This window comes from Aquimarina agarivorans (genome assembly GCF_000218485.1).
GTDB classification, from domain to species: domain Bacteria; phylum Bacteroidota; class Bacteroidia; order Flavobacteriales; family Flavobacteriaceae; genus Aquimarina; species Aquimarina agarivorans.
On the sequence record NZ_AFPB01000062.1, the window covers coordinates 1 to 20,412 of the forward strand.

9 protein-coding genes and 1 pseudogene are annotated in these 20,412 nt (G+C 34.0%); 6 read left to right on the top strand and 4 right to left on the bottom strand.

What is annotated here, in order from left to right; genetic code table 11:
• The first annotated feature begins 660 nt into the window (after positions 1-660).
• Both GMC_RS0102755 and GMC_RS0102760 read left to right on the top strand, forming a co-directional pair.
• Positions 661-5,559, top strand: a complete 4,899-nt coding sequence (locus tag GMC_RS0102755) for a T9SS type B sorting domain-containing protein (RefSeq protein WP_010520695.1) — start codon at positions 661-663, stop codon at positions 5,557-5,559.
• A complete protein-coding gene (locus GMC_RS0102760; RefSeq protein ID WP_010520696.1) occupies positions 5,519-6,616 on the top strand; it encodes a PorP/SprF family type IX secretion system membrane protein in 1,098 nt (365 codons plus the stop codon). The genes GMC_RS0102755 and GMC_RS0102760 overlap by 41 nt, the downstream gene beginning before the upstream one ends.
• A gap of 784 nt (positions 6,617-7,400) precedes the next feature.
• Here the strand turns inward: GMC_RS0102760 and GMC_RS18830 are convergent.
• Positions 7,401-7,955, bottom strand: coding sequence for an ATP-binding cassette domain-containing protein (locus GMC_RS18830; protein ID WP_010520697.1), 555 nt, complete (start codon positions 7,953-7,955; stop codon positions 7,401-7,403).
• A gap of 48 nt (positions 7,956-8,003) precedes the next feature.
• On the opposite strand from GMC_RS18830, the gene GMC_RS21610 reads away from it, so the two are divergent.
• Positions 8,004-8,162, top strand: coding sequence for a hypothetical protein (locus GMC_RS21610; protein WP_157998130.1), 159 nt, complete (start codon positions 8,004-8,006; stop codon positions 8,160-8,162).
• 1,140 nt (positions 8,163-9,302) lie between these two features.
• Here GMC_RS21610 and polA read toward each other — a convergent pair.
• Positions 9,303-12,133 (bottom strand): annotated as a pseudogene (gene polA, locus GMC_RS0102785) (DNA polymerase I).
• A gap of 308 nt (positions 12,134-12,441) precedes the next feature.
• On the opposite strand from polA, the gene GMC_RS0102790 reads away from it, so the two are divergent.
• Positions 12,442-13,647 (top strand): metallophosphoesterase, encoded by a 1,206-nt coding sequence (locus tag GMC_RS0102790; RefSeq protein WP_010520699.1) that lies wholly within the window; start codon positions 12,442-12,444, stop codon positions 13,645-13,647.
• A 399-nt stretch (positions 13,648-14,046) separates the two neighbouring features.
• On the top strand, positions 14,047-14,343 hold the full coding sequence (locus tag GMC_RS0102795; RefSeq protein WP_010520700.1) for a thioredoxin family protein: 297 nt from the start codon (positions 14,047-14,049) through the stop codon (positions 14,341-14,343).
• Between the two features lie 1,703 nt (positions 14,344-16,046).
• On the opposite strand, the gene GMC_RS18840 is transcribed toward GMC_RS0102795, so the two are convergent.
• Complete coding sequence (locus GMC_RS18840) at positions 16,047-19,328, bottom strand: glycosyltransferase family 117 protein (RefSeq protein ID WP_050813284.1); 3,282 nt, start codon at positions 19,326-19,328, stop codon at positions 16,047-16,049.
• A 189-nt stretch (positions 19,329-19,517) separates the two neighbouring features.
• On the opposite strand from GMC_RS18840, the gene GMC_RS0102810 reads away from it, so the two are divergent.
• Positions 19,518-19,787, top strand: coding sequence for a hypothetical protein (locus tag GMC_RS0102810; protein ID WP_010520702.1), 270 nt, complete (start codon positions 19,518-19,520; stop codon positions 19,785-19,787).
• A gap of 87 nt (positions 19,788-19,874) precedes the next feature.
• On the opposite strand, the gene GMC_RS0102815 is transcribed toward GMC_RS0102810, so the two are convergent.
• On the bottom strand, positions 19,875-20,405 hold the full coding sequence (locus tag GMC_RS0102815; protein ID WP_316928954.1) for a S41 family peptidase: 531 nt from the start codon (positions 20,403-20,405) through the stop codon (positions 19,875-19,877).
• Positions 20,406-20,412 lie beyond the last annotated feature (7 nt).

Genomic DNA, 20,412 nt, shown 5'->3' on the forward strand with positions numbered 1-20,412 from the left:
TTTTAAATAAATTTTTATTTTTATTGTCTAATAAAAATAGTAAGCCTCAGGTGGATGATTTCTTAATTTTAACTCGTGTTGTAAAAAGAAAGTGTAAATTATAATAGTTCTTGAGATTTTATTGTAGGTGTTTTAGGTAATGATATCGATCAAAAAGATACAAAGGTTAATTTTATAAATTACTATTCGCTTAATTATTTTATCGGAGATGTCTTAAACGCTATAAAAGCAACGTTTTATTGGTGTGTGAAATTTGATTAGGAATAAAAGTGTGTAATTAGATAATGTGTGTTTTTTTGTAAGTAAAAGGAAGGGGTTAGGTGGGTATTTCTTGATTTATATTTCAAATATAGGAAGGGTTAATCGTGTTATATATAGGTTTTGTGGAATTTTATTAAAGTGAATTCTTACAATTGTAAAAATGAGTTAACGATGCTTTTTTATGAAAGTGAATTCTTACAATAATCAAAAATCATAATAATCACATTTACAAGACTTAACATTTATTTGGGGTAAAAAATAGTAGTAACTACTTGTTGATTTTTAATTTTAAAAAACGGTGTTATGTGTATCATGTCGAAAACAGGATATGTAAATATATTACTTTGAAAATATTAGCGTTATTTCAGTTGTTAAACAACACGCTAACTATTTGCTGCTATGCGAAAATTATTATTTTTTGTAAGTATATTCATTGGATTTGTATACACTTATGGACAAACTGTAACATTAGAACCTGAAACTGGTTTTGGTACAACAATTTGTTCTGGTTCAACGATACAAGTAAACTTGGATATAGATCCTCCATCACCGCCAACTAATCCCACAGGTTCATACAATATCAATTGGGAGCGAATTAACCCGGACGGAAGTTCCAATTTTTTAAGAAATGGAAATTTTAGCGATCCAGATAATACTTTTCAAAGAGAGATCATAAGTACACCAGGTGTGACAAGATTTAGAGTTAGGGTTGATGGGACTGAGCATTTTATTGATATTACGGTAAATCCAATTCCTAATGCAGGATTTGATAGTGAAATATTTTTATGTGGAAAATCAGGTGTAATTAACTTATTTGATGAATTGGATGGTGGGCCAGAAGCAGGAGGAAGTTGGAGTAATGGTACAGGTACTTATGACACTACAGATGCCTCAGGAGGGAGTTTTACGTACACACTTCCTGGAGGTGGAGTATGTCCTGATCAAACGGCAGTGATTAATGTTAGGCCTTGTGGAAATAATGATATTGATAATGATGGTATAACAAATGATGTCGATTTGGATGATGATAACGACGGGATAACCGATGTGCTTGAAAATGGTTTTTGTACACCAGCAAGTTTATCACCTGTTTTTGTATTAGAAGAAGATTTTGGTTTTGGGAGCCCCACTAGGAGTAAATTTTCAGAAGGTTTAGGTTTGCAGTATAATCCACTGTTACCTCAGGATACTATGAATGACGGTGAATATAATGTGGCTACATCAACATTTTTTAGAACAGGTGTTGGTTTTGATGCTACTTTTTTGGCTTCAGATTTAAATGGTGATGTAGATGCCAACGGAGATGTAGACGGAAGATATCTGGCTATAAATATGAAATCAGCGGTGTTTCTCAATAAGCCAGTTTTTGTAGCTAAAGATTTACCTGTAGTGCCCGGGCTAGAATATGATTTTAGTATGTCAATAGCCAATTTTAATTCAACTGATGGTATACTTCCTAACTTAACAATAGAAATTGTTGATCAAAGTACAGGAATGCCTATAATTAGTAGAAATTCTGGTCCAATTAGTAATAATATGGATGCATGGCAACAATTTGATGAAAAGTTTACTCCATTACCCGGTGTTACTATTGTTACAGTGCAAGTGGTCAATAACCAAGGAACTCCAGGTAATGGTAATGATATTGCTATCGATAATATATTTTTATCAACTCCAGCGTGTGATTTCGACCGAGATGGAATACCTAATTCTGAAGATTTAGATAGTGATAACGATGGAATTTATGATATTGTTGAAAATAACGAAGCCGCTAAAGATGCAGATGGTGATGGTCGTGTGGATACGCAATCGGATTCTGGAACTATAACTACCATTGTAAATAGTGATAGTGATAGTAATCCTGATTATTTAGATGTTGATTCAGATAATGATGGTATAATTGATCATGTTGAAGCAATGGAAACGGCTAACTACATTGCTCCAAGTGGGTCTGATGGGGATTTTAATGGAGTAGATGATAGTTATGATTCTAATGGAACACCTGTAGTATTAGCAGATTCAGATACAGATGGAACGCCAGACTACCTAGATAATAACTCAGATGATGATTGTTTAGATGATACAGTAGAAGCCTATGATTTAGATCAAGACGGCGTATCTGATATATTGAATGCAGCTTTTAATGATACTGACAATGATGGTTTGGATAATGACTATGATACAGAAGTTCTGGGAAGATTGACCAGTAATACTAATGGAACAAATGGAGGGCAGGAGCCAAGTGCTTTTCCAGATGTGCATAATCCAGGGGGTGATTTAGATTGGAGAGAAGAGTTTATTGCGACTCCTATTGTAATAACTGATGTAGCAGATGTATGTCAAGGGGCTACAGCCGATTTTAATTTATTTAATGAGTTAAATACTAAATTGGCTGCGCTTACACCACCAGTTTCAAGTGTGCCAGATACGGGAAGCTGGACAGTTCCTACTAGTGGTAATGCTATTACAGGAGGTCATTTAGCTACATTAGACGTCTCTACAACAATGACTGAAATGAATTATGTGTATACATTACCTAGAGTTGGGTCGTGTCCTGAACGTACTTTTACTTTGCCCGTTGAGGTAACTCCGATAGCCTTTGCAGGAGAGGATGCTATAATTTCAAGATGTACATCGGATCCTGTTTTTGATTTATTTGATGAATTACTAGATCGAGCAGATGGAACTATGCCAAGTCCAGGAGGTGTTTGGACTTTAGGTACAACTACAACCGTGTTTGGTGCTGATGATAAAGGAACTTTTGATCCAAGTTCAGATATGTTTGGGGTATATACTTATACTGTAAATGGAGGTGCAGGTTGCGGAAGTGATACTGCGACCGTTGATATTTCTATAGGAGGAGCAAACCCAGGAGTAGCGCCAACCTCACCAGTAATGTTTTGTAGTGATGATACAACCACTACAGATTTGTTTACTTTATTAACAAACTCGCCACAATCAGGTGGAATTTGGACTTTACCTGATGGAGTAACTACTTTTGATGGAATGTTAACTCCATCAGCAGTTTCATTTACTTCAGGAATGTATACTTATGAGGTTAGTGCAGCTGGTTGTCCTCCAGGGAGTGTAGACGTTGAGGTAGTAATAACTGATATTCCTGAAATTGATGTTTTGGGCGCAAGGTGTGATGCTACTGGGCCCTCAGCCACTGTATATGAGGTTACAACTACGTTAACTGGATCAGGTACTGTTACAAGTGACTTTGGAGTAGTAGATTTAAGTGATCCAACAAGACCTAAGATAACGGATATTCCAAAAAATCAAGATGTAGTTTTAACGATTACACCAACAGGAAACCCAGCTTGTAGTTTTACTCGAATGGTAACTGCTCCAAACTGTGATTGTCCAGTTGTAAATGATCCTACTAACCCATCTAATGAAGTTATTTGTGAAGAGGATGCTATACCAACATTAAGCGTAACTTTAGATACAGGTCTAGTAGGACGCTGGTATCTTTCTGATGGGTCACCCATAGCATCTGCACAAAGTACAGATAGTTATACACCTACTGCAGACCAGTTAAGTGTTGGTGTAAATACGTTTGTTGTTGAAGCAGCTGATGCAACAGGTTGTCCAAGTAATCAAATTAATGTAAGACTAACTATTATTGAAAAGCCAAGAATAGTGCTGCCAACAGTAGTTGAAAGTTGTGGAGAATTTGTTTTAGCACCACTTGCAATAGGTAATTATTTTGATGCTCCTGTTGGTGATCTAAGTAGGACAATGCTTAGTGTAGGGGATGTTTTTATGTCTTCTGATACGGTTTATATTTTTGCAGAAAATATTGACGCAGCTAGCGGTCAGGTTTGTGCATCCGAGGAAGAATTTAACTTTACAGTAAATCCGCTACCTACACCTGTAGCACCCACTATTGAGTCAGCTTATTGTAACAGCTTTGTATTACCACCTTTGGCAGACCCAGCAACTCAAAAATATTTTACTTCAACAGGTGGAGGAGGTTCTGAATTAAACCCTGGTGACGCAGTAACAAGCACGCAAGAAATATTTATTCAAGAAACTTCAAGTGCGGGGTGTGTAGATGAAATATCATTTACAATTAATATTGAAAATATTACTGGAGATCCAGGAACTAATGGTATGCTAAATTTGTGTATCAATGATATGCCAGTAAGTTTGATTAGTGGATTGCAAGGGAGTCCATCTAATAATGGATCTTGGACACTTCCTGATGGTAGTGTAAATACCGATCCAAATTTTGAAATTGATCCTGCTACTGCCGATACTGGTACGTATACTTATACAATTAATTCCTCATCAGTTTGTACGGGACTATCTGCAGATGTAGAAGTATCAATTTTGGGTATTCCAACACCAACATTGCCTGCTTCGTTGTCTATAACAGCGCAATGCGAAACATTTACTTTACCAAGTTTACCTGTAGGTCAATTTTATTCAACAATTTCTTTAGCAACAGATCCAACTATTACTGGTGATTTAGCCGAGGGTCAAGTTTTGACATCTACTACTGATTTATTTTTAGTTGAAGAAAATGCTAATGGTTGTAAAGGTGAAGTGCCATTTGTTATTACAATTGAAAATTTACCAAGTTTTACCCTTTCAGGAGATACTGTTTGTGTGGATAGTGATGGTAATGTAGATCCAGTAACTATAACTACACCGTTAAATACTACTGATTTTGATTTACAGTGGGCTTTAAATGGCGCAGATATTGCAGGGGAAAATGAGGCTGAAATAGTAGCTACTCGAATTGGTGATTATACTATCAGATATTCAAGCAGGGCTGCAGCAAGTTGTTCAGGTGAAGAAACAACAACAATAATGCCTATTGAATCTCCGGAGAATTTAACTTTTGAAACGGGATTAAATACTGTGCAATTATTTACTACTAAAGGGAATGATCTAGAATATACATTACTTGGGATTGATAATAGTTTTGTAGCAACCCAATTAGGTAATGTGTTCCGTAATGTGCCTCCAGGAGATTATTTGGCTACAGTTTCAAACCTTTGTAATTCATTGTCTGTTGAGGTTTCAGTATTTGGTTTTCCAGAGTTTTTTAGTCCAAACGGAGATTCTGACAATGAATCATGGAATGTTAAAGGAAACCCAGGCGATACTAAAATTACTATTAGTGTATTTGATAGATACGGAAGACTGATGGCAAGTTTTAGTCCTGAAAGCAGAGGTTGGAACGGAACTTATAATGATTTACACATGCCAGCCGATGATTACTGGTATTATGCAAAAACTGATAATGGAGAAGAATACAGAGGACACTTTGCCTTACTTAGATAAACGCCTTAACATAACTAATTACTACATTTTACAAATAATGACCTACGCACCAAAATTAAAATTGAATTTCAAACCAATATTCGGAATAGTAGCGTTGCTTACAACTTATTTTTCCTTTGCTCAAGAAGGGCTTCCGGTATATTCGGACTACTTAACGGATAACTATTATTTGATTCATCCTTCCATGGCAGGAGCTTCAAATTGTTCGCAAATAAGATTAACAGCACGTCGCTCTTGGTTAGGGCAAACCGATGCACCAAGTTTACAAACATTAAGTATTAATGGTAGGGTAGGACGTAGCTCTGGTTTAGGAGTTAATGCCTTTGCGGATACCAATGGTTTTCATAAGCAAAATGGTATTTATGGTACTTATGCGCATCACCTTTTGTTTTCGCGTGATGAAGTAGATATTAACATGCTGTCTTTCGGATTAAGCGCAGGAGTGTTACAATACCAGTTGGACGAAACCAGTTTTATTGCCGCAGGAGATCCTTTAGTTGGGGGCAGCACAACAAATCAAGCCTATTTCAATATGGATTTTGGATTTTCATATTTTTATCGTGATTTCTTTACTCACTTTACAGCTAAAAATTTGATTGAAAATCAGGGCTTAAATGAAACAGATTTAACTAGTAATCTCCGTAGATTTTTGTTATCAATGGGTGTGAACATTTCTAAATTTAATAGTCCATGGCAATTTGAACCATCATTATTAGCACAATACCGTCAACAATTGCAACAGACAACCGTGGATATGAACATAAAGGTGTACAGAAAGCTTAATAATAACAGAACAGCCTATTTAGGTGTTTCTTATCGTAGGGCAGTAGATGCAGGTTCTACGGATGATAGTGCAAGTTTACTTGTGCAAGAGCAGCTAAGTTATGTAAGTCCTTTATTTGGGGTAAACTTAGGTAAGCTTAAATTTGCCTACACGTATACTAAACAATTAAATGAGGTGGTTTTTTCAAGCGATGGATTCCATCAAATAACACTTGGGTATGATTTTGGATGTCGTAAGCAACGTTATCATTGTAATTGTCCTGCTTTGAACTAGTATTTATTTCTAATTAAAATACTCATATTACTTTTTTGAAAATTATTTAGTATTTTAATTTATAGTATTTTAGAAGAAAATGTTTGGTTATGGCACAAAAGATAAATTGCTTTTAATTTATCTTTTGTGCCATTTTTTTATCTCACCTTTTTTTCAAACAAATTAATTTGTATTCTTTGAATACTATAATGCTGTTTCACATATTAAATTCTTCATTCAAAACGGTTCTTCTTTTTGCTATTATTTTAAAATAGAAAAACATTAGTGTCCGATAAAAATTCAAGATCACTTTGATTTAAGAAACATGACTCAAGATTAAACTTATAATGTATTGAAAATTAACAGTTTTTTTTGATTTTATAGTAAATTTAATTTCCATAATTAAAGCAAAAGCATGCTCCAAATTTAAAAAAAGCTTAAAGGCTACTATTGACAAGTGTTTTAAGGTTTTCAATAAATTTTAATCGGACACCAATGATAGAAAAAGTAGGATCTATGGATAATTTTTATTTTTTTTAGATTAAACAAAAAGTTTTTAATTTTTATTTTGAGTAATTTTAAGTCAGAAAGGGTGTCGCAGCGCTGTGATGGATTTAAATTTAAAGTAAATATAAGGTAAGCTGATCGGGGTTGATCCGTGCTTTAGGAAAGCTTTGCTTAAGATAGGTTCAGTTTTTGTAAGCGTTTACCAATTGAAAAATCCTTCATTTTTTTGTTTAAATCTGCAAATTCATGTTTCAAAACTCTTTTAGTAATAGTGCCTTTTTGAAGCACAAAAATTTCATCACAAGTTTCGGCTAATGTTGAAAAAAATGTGTGATGAAATTAGTAATGTTTTATTTAACTCTTTCAGCTTTTGAATAATCTCGATAATTACAAGATTACTCTGAATGTCCACACCGTTAAAAGGCTCATCTAAAATGAAATAGTTGTTTTTTTGTAACAGAATAGCTGTTAGCGTTAGTTTTTTCTTCATTCCTGTAGAATAGGATGAAGCATATTGATTTAAGGGGAGGTCAAAAATGTTTTGACTATCAATATCCACATTTTTTAAGTTACGAGCATTTAGCAATAATTGAATGTATTCCTTTCCGGTAACTTTGTCGAAAATAAAAGGTTCGGTCATCAGATAGCCTAGTTGATCTTTAATAGATCCGTAGGTTGATGTTATATTCCCTTTGTAATTTTCAAGGTTTGCTATACACCTAAAAAGTGTTGTTTTTCCGGCACCATTGTGACCAACAATACCATAGACTTTCCCTTGCTTCAACTGCATTGAAATTGAATGTAATACCTTGTGATTACCAAAGGATTTGGATATGTTTTTTAATTCAATCATTTTAAATAATTGCTTAGCTTTTTGGTAGCAGATTTATAATAAAAAGGGATGACACCAATAAGTAAAGGAGGAAAAACTACTGTAATTCCAAATAGTAGGGTTTTTGGAAAATCTATAGTATTAGGAAAATTGCTGTATTTGAGTAAAACACTGGCAACTAAATATAAGTGGCAAACAAATACACATAAAAGAAGAAAACTTATTTGATTGCTGAAAAATATACTCATAAAAAAAAGTATCGGTAAGCTAAGTAGGCTACTATTAGTTAACGCAATTTTTATTTTTAGAATTAGAAAATCTTTCGGCAAAACTGAATGCGACCAAACAAAGTATTCGTTTTCAACTTTATTGTAAAATAATATAGCAATTAAAAAATTAGCGATAAGTGCAAAAATTCCCAAATTATAATTGTCAACATAAATAGCAATATACGCGATTAGGTAGGTGAGCATGATTGGCAAAAATTTTTTTCTGAAGCCAACGGTAAATTCAAATGGTGTTTTACCAAAAGGTGTAGGAATCACTTTGGTACTTGTAACGTTGATGGGGATAAAAGCAATTAAGCAATTTATCGGGATCAATAAAATTGCGAGAAAGTATGTTTGATTATACAAAAGTATTGCAGCAAAAGGGAGACAAATTAGTATGTTTTGTAGTGCTTTAATGAAATAATAGGTTTTAGTAGTATAACAATTTTTTATAAAATCATTTTTGCCTTTGTCGTTGTTAGCAAATGTAATTGCTAACGCTATAGCGGTATATATGTACGGAGCGTTTGTTTGTGAAGCAAATAAATGGTTTGATGCCATTATAAAAATTACGGTAATTAAAGTATAGCCAACTATTGGCGGCACTCCAAAATCAGTAAGTTTTCTGTTAAGTATTGTAAACTGTAATTTAAAATAGAATAACATACTAATGATTGATTTGGATACAAAAAGTACGTTGGTTTAAGATGCTGTTTAATATCATTACTTTATTTGTCAAGGCTTTGATAAGTAAAACTTAGGGGGGTAAATGAGGACTTCATTTTTAATTTCTTATCTGTATAAACTGTTTTTATTTATGAATATGTCAAAAGCTTTAAATTTTGAAAAGATTAACAGAATTTAAACGATTATACTTTATTGAATTGTAAATTTCTAAGGGCATGACATTTGGAAAGATATGCTTACATATGAATTGGAAATCACTAATTGAAGCAATACCAATTCTTATTTTAAACGGAAAATTTAACTTCGGGAGCGGTATAATCTTCATTAAAATGATGAATTCTAAAAAAAGTACATAATAGCACGCGAATAAAATGGGCTAATATGTACTTTGATCTAAAAACTTTAATAAATTTTAATGTGCTTCCAACCAATTATCGCCTACCCCCAATTCCACGTCAAGTGGAACATCAAGTTTAAAGGCATTTTCCATTTCATGCTTAATTAATTTTGAAATTATGTCTAATTCGTTTTTTGGCACGTCAAATACCAGTTCATCATGCACTTGTAATAACATTTTAGTTTTATAATTACCATCATTTAGTTTTTTGTAAATATTAATCATGGCAATCTTTATAATATCAGCGGCGCTTCCTTGAATAGGAGCATTTACTGCATTACGCTCGGCTGCACCTCTAACAATAGCATTTGCGGAATTAATATCTTTCAGGTACCTGCGTCTGCCCAATACAGTTTGTACAAAGCCATTTTCTCGGGCAAAATCCACTTGTGCGCTCATATAGGCTTTTAATTTTGGATAGGTTTTGTAATACGCTTCAATGAGTTCTTTGGATTCGCTGCGGGTCAAATTAGTTTGGTTACTCAATCCAAAGGCAGAAACCCCGTACATAATACCAAAATTAACAGTTTTTGCATGGCTACGCTGTTCACGGGTAACATCATCCAAAGCTACTTGAAAAACCTTTGCAGCGGTAGTGGCATGAATATCTTCACCATTGTTAAAAGCTTCCATCATGGCAGTCTCGTTGCTTAAAGCTGCAATAATTCGTAACTCTATTTGCGAGTAATCGGCAGCAACAAGTACATGGTCGTTGTTACGCGGAACAAACGCTTTGCGCACTTGTCGGCCACGTTCGGTACGAATTGGAATATTTTGCAAGTTAGGATTGTTGGAGCTCAACCTACCAGTAGCAGCAACAGTTTGTATGTAATCGGTATGTACACGCTGTGTATTTGGATTAACTTGAGCAGGCAAAGCATCTACATAAGTACTTTTCAGTTTGGCTAATCCGCGGTAAGCTAAAATATCGGCAATAATTTGATGGTCCTTGGCAAGGTAGGATAATACATCTTCAGCCGTGGAATATTGTCCGGTTTTTGTTTTTTAGGTTTATCAACCAACTTCATTTTTTCAAACAGTACAATACCTAATTGTTTTGGCGAACCTATATTAAACGTTTCTCCAGCCTGCTCATAAATATTATTTTCTAACTTGGTGATGTCCTGGCTTAATTCTGACGAAAGGCTATTTAAAAAGGCTTTATCTAAATTAATACCTTCAATTTCCATGGCCGATAGCACTTTCACTAAAGGAATCTCAATAGTGTTGAATAGCTCCATGGTATTTGCCTCTTTAAGTTCGGGCGTAAAATGTGCGGCAAGTTGCAGGGTAATATCGGCATCTTCAACAGCGTACTCGGTTTGTTTTTCAACAGGTACCTGGCGCATACTTAATTGATTTTTTCCTTTTTTACCAATTAGCTCGGTAATAGATACGGGAGTATAATTTAAATAGGTTTCAGCTAAAATATCCATATTATGGCGCATATCGGGATTAATCAAATAGTGCGCAATCATGGTATCAAATAACGGACCTTTTACAGTTACTCCATATTTGTCAAGTACCTTAATATCGTATTTTAAATTTTGACCAATTTTTTCAATGTTTTCACTTTCAAAAAAAGGCAATAGTTGTTGGATAAGCGTGTTTGCTTCTTGTCTATCTTCTGGAAAAGGAACATAAAAACCATTTGTTTTTTCCCAGCTAAAGGCAATACCAACCAATTCTGCTACCAAAGGATCAAGACTTGTAGTTTCGGTATCAAAGCAAACGCTGGTTTGTGCAGTTAAGTTTTGTAAAAACAATTTGAACCCTAATCCACTAGTTTGTACCGTTTGGTAATGGTGAGTGGTGCTATCAATAGTTTGTCTTGATGTAGTTTTGGAAGCATTAGATTGATCATCACCAGCATCAAATAATGAAAACTGTCCGGCACCAGCAGTACTTTTAGTGCGTACTTGCGATGGTTTTACGGTTTCGGGTGTCGCTGGATTGCCATCGGCATCAAAAAGTTTAAAAAATTGATCTTTCATTCTTCTGAATTCCAATTCTTCAAATAGTGTAGTCACCTTTTCAGCATCTGGGGCTGAGAGTTTGTAAGCCTCCGCATTAAAGGTAACATCACAATCAATTTTAATGGTGGCCAGTTGTTTTGAAAGTAAGCCAAGCTCGGCATTTGCAGTCACCTTTTCTTTCATTTTACCCTTCAGCTCATTTAAATTTTCCAACAAGCCTTCCATACTCCCATAAGCAGCAATAAACTTTTTAGCGGTTTTATCGCCCACACCAGCCAGGCCAGGAATATTATCCACGGCGTCCCCCATCATGCCTAAATAGTCAATTACTTGTTCAGGATGTTCTATTTCAAACTTTTTCTTTACTTCATCAACACCCCAAATTTCAATACCATTCCCCATTCTTGCAGGGCGATACATAAAGATATTTTCAGAAACTAATTGTGCGTAATCCTTATCAGGTGTAACCATATAGGTCTGAAAACCTTCTTTTTCAGCCTGTTTGGCAAGTGTTCCAATTAAATCATCGGCCTCAACACCCAATTGTTCAATAATAGGAATGTGCATGGCTTTTAATATTTTCTGAATGTAGGGAACGGCTATTTCAATGGCTTCAGGAGTTTCGTTTCTATTGGCTTTGTATTCAGGGAAAATTTCAGTCCTGGCATGACTTCCTCCTTTATCAAATGCCACAGCAAGGTAATCCGGTTTTTCACGTCTGATAACATCAAGTAAGGAATTTGTAAAGCCCATAATGGCGGACACATCCATTCCTTTACTGGTTATTCGTGGGTTTTTTATAAGGGCGTAGTATCCCCTAAATATAAGCGCAAAAGCATCTAGTAAAAACAGTTTTTTGTTGGAATCCATGTTTAAATAATAGGCAAATTAATTTTAAAGAATGGAAGATACATCAAAAAAAGAAATGCTGCCATAAATGACAGCATTTCGCCCCAAAATAAAATTGATAACAATTAGTTACCAATGCCTTATATATCGTTATAGTGTGAAAACTAATGTATTCTTAAAAAGCATGTTAAATATACCACTTTATTTAAAATTTTTAGTGTTTTTTTTGAAAAAATGTTTTTTTTAGCACTCTAAAATTTATTTGTGTACTATAACTCAACAAACGGTGTTCTATTGTGTACATATTATATAAATAATCAAAATAAATAATGAGGTCTTTAGCAGTTTTAATCGGCTTTTTTTTAATACTCGAGCTTAGTTTTTTTGCTTTAGCTATTAAAGTATTTAAAATGAATGCTTTTGTTATGTGGGGGGTGTTTTCATACAGTCTTTTTGCATATTCGTTATTCATTTTTCAGGTAGCATCTTACGACAGAGCGGTGGGAACAAGCCATAGTTTTTATTGGTCTATCGGCTTAATGGTGGTACATATAGTACCAAAATTAGTTGCAATTTTATTCTTACTAATTAGCTATTTGTTATTACTGCCTTTTAATTGGAACGCTTCCGCAGAAGTAATTCAAGGCAGGAGGAAGTTTATAGGGCAATTAGGCCTAGGTCTTGCCGCGCTACCTTTAGCAAGTATTATTTACGGCCTTTGGAAAGGGAAATATAATTTTAAGGTGATTAAAAAGCAACTGTTTTTTGCCGATTTGCCCAAGGCTTTTGAAGGATTTAAAATTTTACAAATTTCGGATTTGCATTCAGGTAGTTTTGATAATCCTGATAAAATTAAATATGCTGTTGATTTGATTAATAAACAAGATGCTGATGTATTGCTTTTTACAGGAGATATTGTAAATACTAAAGCGGAGGAATTTCACCCATGGATTAGTACATTTAAAGGGTTAAAGGAATTTCCTTTCGGGAAGTTTTCCGTATTAGGAAATCATGATTACGGTGAATATGTTTCCTGGCCATCGGAACAAGCAAAACAGGACAATTTTGAAGACATAAAAGCGCTGCACAAAAAAGTTGATTTTGATTTGTTATGCAATGAAAACAGAGGAATTGAAAAACAGGGGCAACGAATTCAATTGATTGGCGTTGAAAACTGGGGAAAAAACTTTAAAAAGGCAGGTGATTTAAAGTTAGCATCCGCAGGAATTGCTCAAAATGATTTTAAAGTACTTATGAGTCACGATCCCTCGCACTGGGAACTGGAAGTGAAAAATCATCCTATGAATTATCAATTAACCTTAAGTGGTCATACACATGGATTACAATTTGGTATTGAAATTCCAGGGATATTTAAATGGAGTCCTATACAATATGTGTATAAACAATGGGCAGGGGTTTATAATCATGCAGATAGGTATATTAATGTAAATAGAGGGTTTGGTTTTCATGCCTTCCCGGGAAGGGTAGGGATTTGGCCTGAAATTAGTGTGTTGGAATTGAAAGTGAAAAGTTAATCAAGACAAAAAAGTATTAATACATTTGAATACTCTTTGTTTAAGGTCATAGTTTTAAATTTTTGACTGTAAAATGAACGAAAGGAAATACTTTTATACCGATTCTGATCTCAAATTACTTAACTATAAAAGAATCATTTTAACTGATAAATTTAATGTTGAAAACGGTATTAGTTTGGTTAGTTCATATAAGGCAGGATATCTGTTTGACTTACTATAAAATTGATCCTAGTCGTTCATATCTAGCATTATAATCACAATATTAAGTTAAATTACACTATTTAATCAGTTTTTTCGTTTTTAGTAAAATTTTTTAACTTAATTGGTCTGGAAAATAGAATATAAGGACTTTATTAAAAATCTTATATTTACAGTACCAAATGATTTAATAATAGACAAATGTCAAAATTTGGAGAATTAATAGATATATCATCCCCAGTGTTGCTTGATTTTTTTACTGATTGGAGTGAGGCTTCAAAAGCAATGCACCCCGTGTTAAGAGATGTTGCAGCTGCAATTGGAGATAAAGGGAAAGTAATAAAAATTAACGTTGATAAAAACGAAGATTTAGCCAGTGCTTTACGTGTCAATGGAGTACCTACCTTAATGATTTACAAAAACGGCGAAATGGTTTGGCGTCAAAACGGTGAGCAGGACGCAAATACGCTTATTGCATTGATGTCTGAGTATGTTTAAAGTTTAAAATTAGTAAAATGCTTATTTCTTAAAACTTACATCCTAATAGATCTTAGCTTATCACCTGTGGCTAAACCTCAATTTATTTCAAGTGTCATTTTAAGATTGAATTTTTAACAAATCTTCATTTGCAGAAATTACTACAGATACATTCTAAGTTTTTAACAGTTACGATTGATTTCCTATTTTGACGTATCACACGAAAAAGAACCATTCCGAATAGGAAATTTAATGTCGGAAACTGAATTAGATGCTTACTTAGTATTCTATGAAAATCTATTGCATCAGTCTTTCAAAAAATCCATTTCGATTTTGTTTTTTAAAACATTTTATTTTGAAAAAATCATCTGTTTTCACTGTAATATAATTTTAATACACCTATTTTTTTAAAAACAAGGTTGTAGGTCTTAGCTGTATTTTTAACCCCAGTTTTATTCGAAAAATCACAATAAACATAACTTTAACAGGTGTAGGATTTGGAGCTATAACTGATAGTCATAAGCTTACAAACCAATTTTTTAATTTACTGCTTTTATGTATAGTTTAATGTTAATTTAGCTGTACTTCAAAATTTTGAATAGGGTATAGTTATAAACAAAGAGTTGTCTAGATAGTTGTTGTAATTCATCAATATTTAGTACCTAGGTATTTTGTATTGAATATCATAATTCAAAAAACAGAAGTAATGAAAAAATTAAAAATTACAGTTGCTATTATGGCAGCTTTATTAGCAATTCAATGTTAAAAAGATCAGTTAGAAGAGAGACAAGGGGAGAAACAAACCTTGGAAGTAAATTCAGAAATTTCTAAAGAAGTCTTAAAAAAATAGAAGCGGCAGGTTTTGATACTCGTATTGAAATTAAAGAGATTGATGAAGGATACCTAGTTGAAAATGATATTTTTATATCTAATAAATCATTAGAAAATATTTCAGAAATTAGTTAGAATGAAACTATAGCAAAACAAAGAAGACATTCAGAAATATTAAGGTGTAGTATTGCTAGAGATATAAAAGTAAAAAATACGATAAGTGGAATTGATACTCAAGTAAGAAATGCAATAAACGATTGGATTAGGGTAAACGATAGCTTTTTAAAATTCAGATTAGTAGATAGCGGTGAAGATTTTAGCATTATATTTCAAAGGTTTGATTTAGGTTCTGCAGCATTACCTTTAAATAATCGAGTAGGAGGGAGATTAGCTTTGGATCCAGGATTGTACGACAATCTACCTGGAAGAGAAAGAGGAAGAGCAATACGTACAACCATAAGACACGAGTTGGGTCATATAGCTGGACTAAGACATACCAATGAAAGTGCTGGGTAATTAATACCAGGAACACCTAGAAATGATTCCAGATCAGTAATGAATTTAGAAACCAGTACAGATCCCGCTGATTTTTTTACAGGAAACCTATCAAATGCTGATAAAACTGCCATAAGAAAGTTATACGGTGGAAGACCAGAGGATAATATCTGCTTTTAAACAAATGTTTTTAATTGGTATGTAGTCCTGTTTAATGCAAAATTTTGTTTGCAAAATGATATCATAATCTGCTTTAGATGTTTACAGCCCCGCTTTTCCAATTTTTAATTACGCTAGGTAATAATTAGTGCAAGTGGGTTAAATGTAGAAGAGTATGCATCAAAAAGGGTGCTCTATATTTAATTTTAGAGTACCCTCTTTTAAATTTTATTTAATCACTACTGCTTTATACTGTCAACTGAAGTACTGTCGTTATTTGCAGGTAATGGTCTACCTTCATTTTTGTTGGCATCGTACACTTCATCTTTATCATAAAAGTTTGAAAACAATTCTAAAAAGCTATTGAATTCAGCAGCTTTCTCTTTTAAGATTTCGGTATCGTTATTTACTAAAAGCAAATCAACCACTGCACGATAGCGTTCCACTTGAGTAATAATAGCTTCCGCATTTTTATATTGTCTTTCAATATCTAGACTAGCATAGTAAGCAAGTTTTTCCTGATACTTTTGCGCTAGTTTTTCCCATAATTCGCGTGCTTTTTGTTTTTCGCCAACTTGATAATAGCCGCTTACGTATGGTTCCACCAAAGTATAATACTCATAATACTCAATTGGCAGTTTGGTTACGCCCAGTTCAATTACATCTTTGGCTTTTTTAGTTTTACCTTCTTTAATTAAATTTTCAAATAACCGCGCCAAGGTGCTACGGTAAGTGATGGCGTTTTTACGTGTTTCAGGATCGTGGTAAATGTCAGGGCTGTCTCCATTTCCCCAATCCCATTTCATTACATTTTCATAAAGTTGATCCGTATTAATGCGCCCCATATCAAAGGGATTATTTTTATCTAAAGGAGTACGGATAGGAACTAATTTATAGGTTAGTCCAGTAAGTTGCAAATAATCTTTCATCCATAAATAGTCATCATCACCAAAGCTACCACCAGTAAAGTAAATAGGGCGCTCCCAATTGTTGTTCGCTAAAACATCAAGCATGAGCAGCCTGTTTTTTGTCAGGATTTCATCTTTAATTGTAATATCAATATGATCGACAATAAGGTGTGCGTCGTCTGTAGCTACAATTCCATTGCGTAATACTGCCGCTTTATCTACGGGGATACGTACGTGTTTGGAAGGGAAAGTGTTGGTAAATGCGCCACTTTGTAATTCGGCTTTAGTACGTTTATCATCGCTTTCAATAAAATCCATCCAGGTTTTAATGTCCAACGTGTCTTCGGTAGCTTTTCTAAAGAAAATGACGTCGTTAGTTCCCCATCGGTAAAATTTATGGGGTAATTGCGATGGTATAGGGGGGCTTTTATAAGCCGCTCGTTTCATTTGATCAATATACCAATCGGTGGCAAATAAACTAGTGTTTACGGTACGTACATCGGTACGGTACTCTTCAATATCTTGCGCGTACCAAAGGGCAAAGGTATCATTATCTCCAATGGTATATAAAATGGCATTTTTTTGACATGAATCTAAGTACATTTTTGCCATAGCCTGAGCTGTATAGCGATCGGATCGGTCGTGATCGTCCCAGTTTTGTGATGCTAATAAAACAGGTGAACCTAATAATGTTACTCCAAATACTAAAGGGACAGCTGCTTTTGCCGAAAGTACTTTTTTAATACTATCAAAAATAGCGTATGCACCAAATCCGACCCAAATAGCAAACACATAAAAAGATCCTACTAAGGCGTAATCACGCTCCCTAGGCTCAAATGGGCGTTCATTTAAGTATACTTTTAAAGCCAAACCAGTGTATAAAAAGAAAAGGAGTAACACCCAAAAATTCTTTTTGTCATGCTGTAATTGGAATATAAATCCAAACAAACCAATAAGCAAAGGAATAAAAAAGTAAGTATTCCTTGCTTTGTTTTTCAGGTCATCGGAGGTTAAAAAATCCTGATTTCCTAATCTCCAGGCATCAATGGGTTTAATACCACTGATCCAGTTTCCATCAGTATCAGTATACCTGCCTTGGTTGTCATTTTGCCTGCCTACAAAATTCCACATAAAGTAACGCCAATACATATATCCAAATTGGTATTCGAACATATAGTTGAGGTTTGATAAAAATGAAGGTTTTTCAACATTGATATAATCGCTAAACTGACTTAAAAACTTAGCGTATTCTTCCAAGCCGATACGTTTGCTATTAAAATCCTTTTTAAATTCATTAACAACTCTTCTTAGGTCTTTGTCTTTAGCGTATTCTTTTTTTATAGTAAATTTTAAAGGTCCAGTAAAACGCAGGTAGTTTTCTGCATTTTCGCTACTCCACATGCGCGGAAGGAAGGCTTTATGCTTATCTTCAAAATTTTGTTGCGCGTTTTTATACTTGTTAACAATAATGTATTTGCCTTTTTTTAAGTCCTTTTCATATTTTGGCTTACCATCGTAATAAGGATTTACAGGATCCAATCCGCCGTAGATTTCGGTAAACTGAGGTCCGTAAAATAAATGTGTTTCTTGGTATTGTTCTCGGTTATAGTACGCTAGTAGTTCTCGTGCATTATTCGGATTGTTTTCGTTAATAACTGTACCAGCATTTGCTCTAATAGGAAGCATTAACCAACTTGAAAATCCTATAAATATAAATACCACACATAAAATTAAGGTGTTTAATTGAATGTATCCTTTTTGGCGAGTAAATTTCAATCCAAGATAAAAAATAGCAATTGCCAATATTCCAACAATAATAGTTCCCGAATTAAATGGAAGTCCAATGGTGTTTACAAAAAATACTTCGGCAAAACCAAAAAATGAAAGCGTATAAGGCAGTAAAAGTTTAAATATGAACATTAGCACCATTACTACGGCTACATTTGCAATTAGAAAACTTTTTAATGTGACTTTGTAATTTTTAAAATAATATAAAAATCCAATAGCAGGAATGGTTAGTAAGCCCATAAAATGCACTCCAAATGATAATCCAACGACAAAAGCTAGCAAAATAAGCCACTTGTTACCTCGTGGGGTGTGCATATCATTTTCCCAACGTAAACCTAAATAAAATAGGATGGACATAATGCATGATGCCATAGCATACACTTCGGCCTCAACAGCATTAAACCAAAAACTATCTGTAAAAGTAAAAGTAAGAGCTCCTATAGCAGCACTAGCTAAAATCATATATTGCTCAGTTGTAGCTTCTTCTTTTTTTGAAATATGAATTACAAGTTTTTTAAGCAAATAGGTTAAGGACCAAAACATGAAAAGTATGGTAAATGCCGAAGCAAAAACCGACATCATATTTACCATGAGTGCAATGTGCGCTTTGTCTGGACTAAAAATAGAAAAGAAAGCACCAAGCATTTGATATAAAGGCGCACCCGGCGGGTGACCTACTTGTAATTTTGATGAAGTAGAAATATACTCGCCAGCGTCCCAAAAACTGGCTGTGGGTTCTACCGTTAAACTATATGTAGTAAAGGCAATTGCAAAAACAATCCAACCTATAATGATATTCCATTTTTTGAAATCAAAAGCTTTCATAAAATTAGCTAAGTTTAGTGGAGCGAATTTACTAATTAAAACTTTATACAAAAGCTATTGTTGCAGGAACATTACGAGTATTGTTAATGTACCGTTTCCAACACTGCGTTTACTTATTTAGAATGTTTTTTTCTCAAACCCAAATCATGTATTATTTTCAAGTGGAGTAAACATCAATTTCTCATAAGTATGATAAATACCTTATTTCAAAAAAAAACACTATTTACTGAAAATCAATTAAAACAAATAGGGTTATATGATATGATAGAAAATTTATTCCAACACGAAATCATTTCAAAACCCTGCGGCATCAACTGGCATCTTATTGAAAAGCAAAATCATTGGCTTTACAAGCGATCTTGTAACACTTTTCGATTTAAACAGGGAGTTAAGCTGGAACCAAGAAAGCACGAGTGCTTAATGTATTTTACAGCATTATTGCGAAGTTTTGATGGATAAAGCAGTTTTAAAAACGGGTAAAACTATAAAAGCTGAACCCGTTTGATCTATTCATAAATTTGTAATTACAGTTTTATTCATTCAAAATTAGTCAGGTAGCAATGCCTTTACTGCAGTTTCCAATTGTTGATCCCTTCCTTTTATAACCAGCTCAGGATCTAATGTTACTTTAATATCTGGTTCTAATTGCTGATTTTCAAGATAAATTCCTTTGTTGTCTATCATACCTACCATAGGAATACCGAATACTGTACCATTTTGCAATCGTTCCCACCAAACTGCTGTACCTGTACCAGGAACAGGCATACCAATAAGTTTTCCTATGCCCATTGCTCTATAGGTTACAGGAAACATGTGTGCATCAGAGTAATTACTTTCGCTCATTACTACAGCAGATGGTTTTGCCCATTTAAATTGAGGTTCAGATCCTAAATTTTGACCTCTAGGCCTGAATTTTATATAATTTTTACCATTTAAAAATGTAGCAAGATCCTCATGAAGCCAACCTCCGCCATTAAACCTTGTGTCTACAATTAGTGCTTCCTTATTATAATGCTTTCCTAACACTTTATCGTATACTTTTCTAAAACTTGCGTCATTCATCCCTTTAACATGCACGTATTAA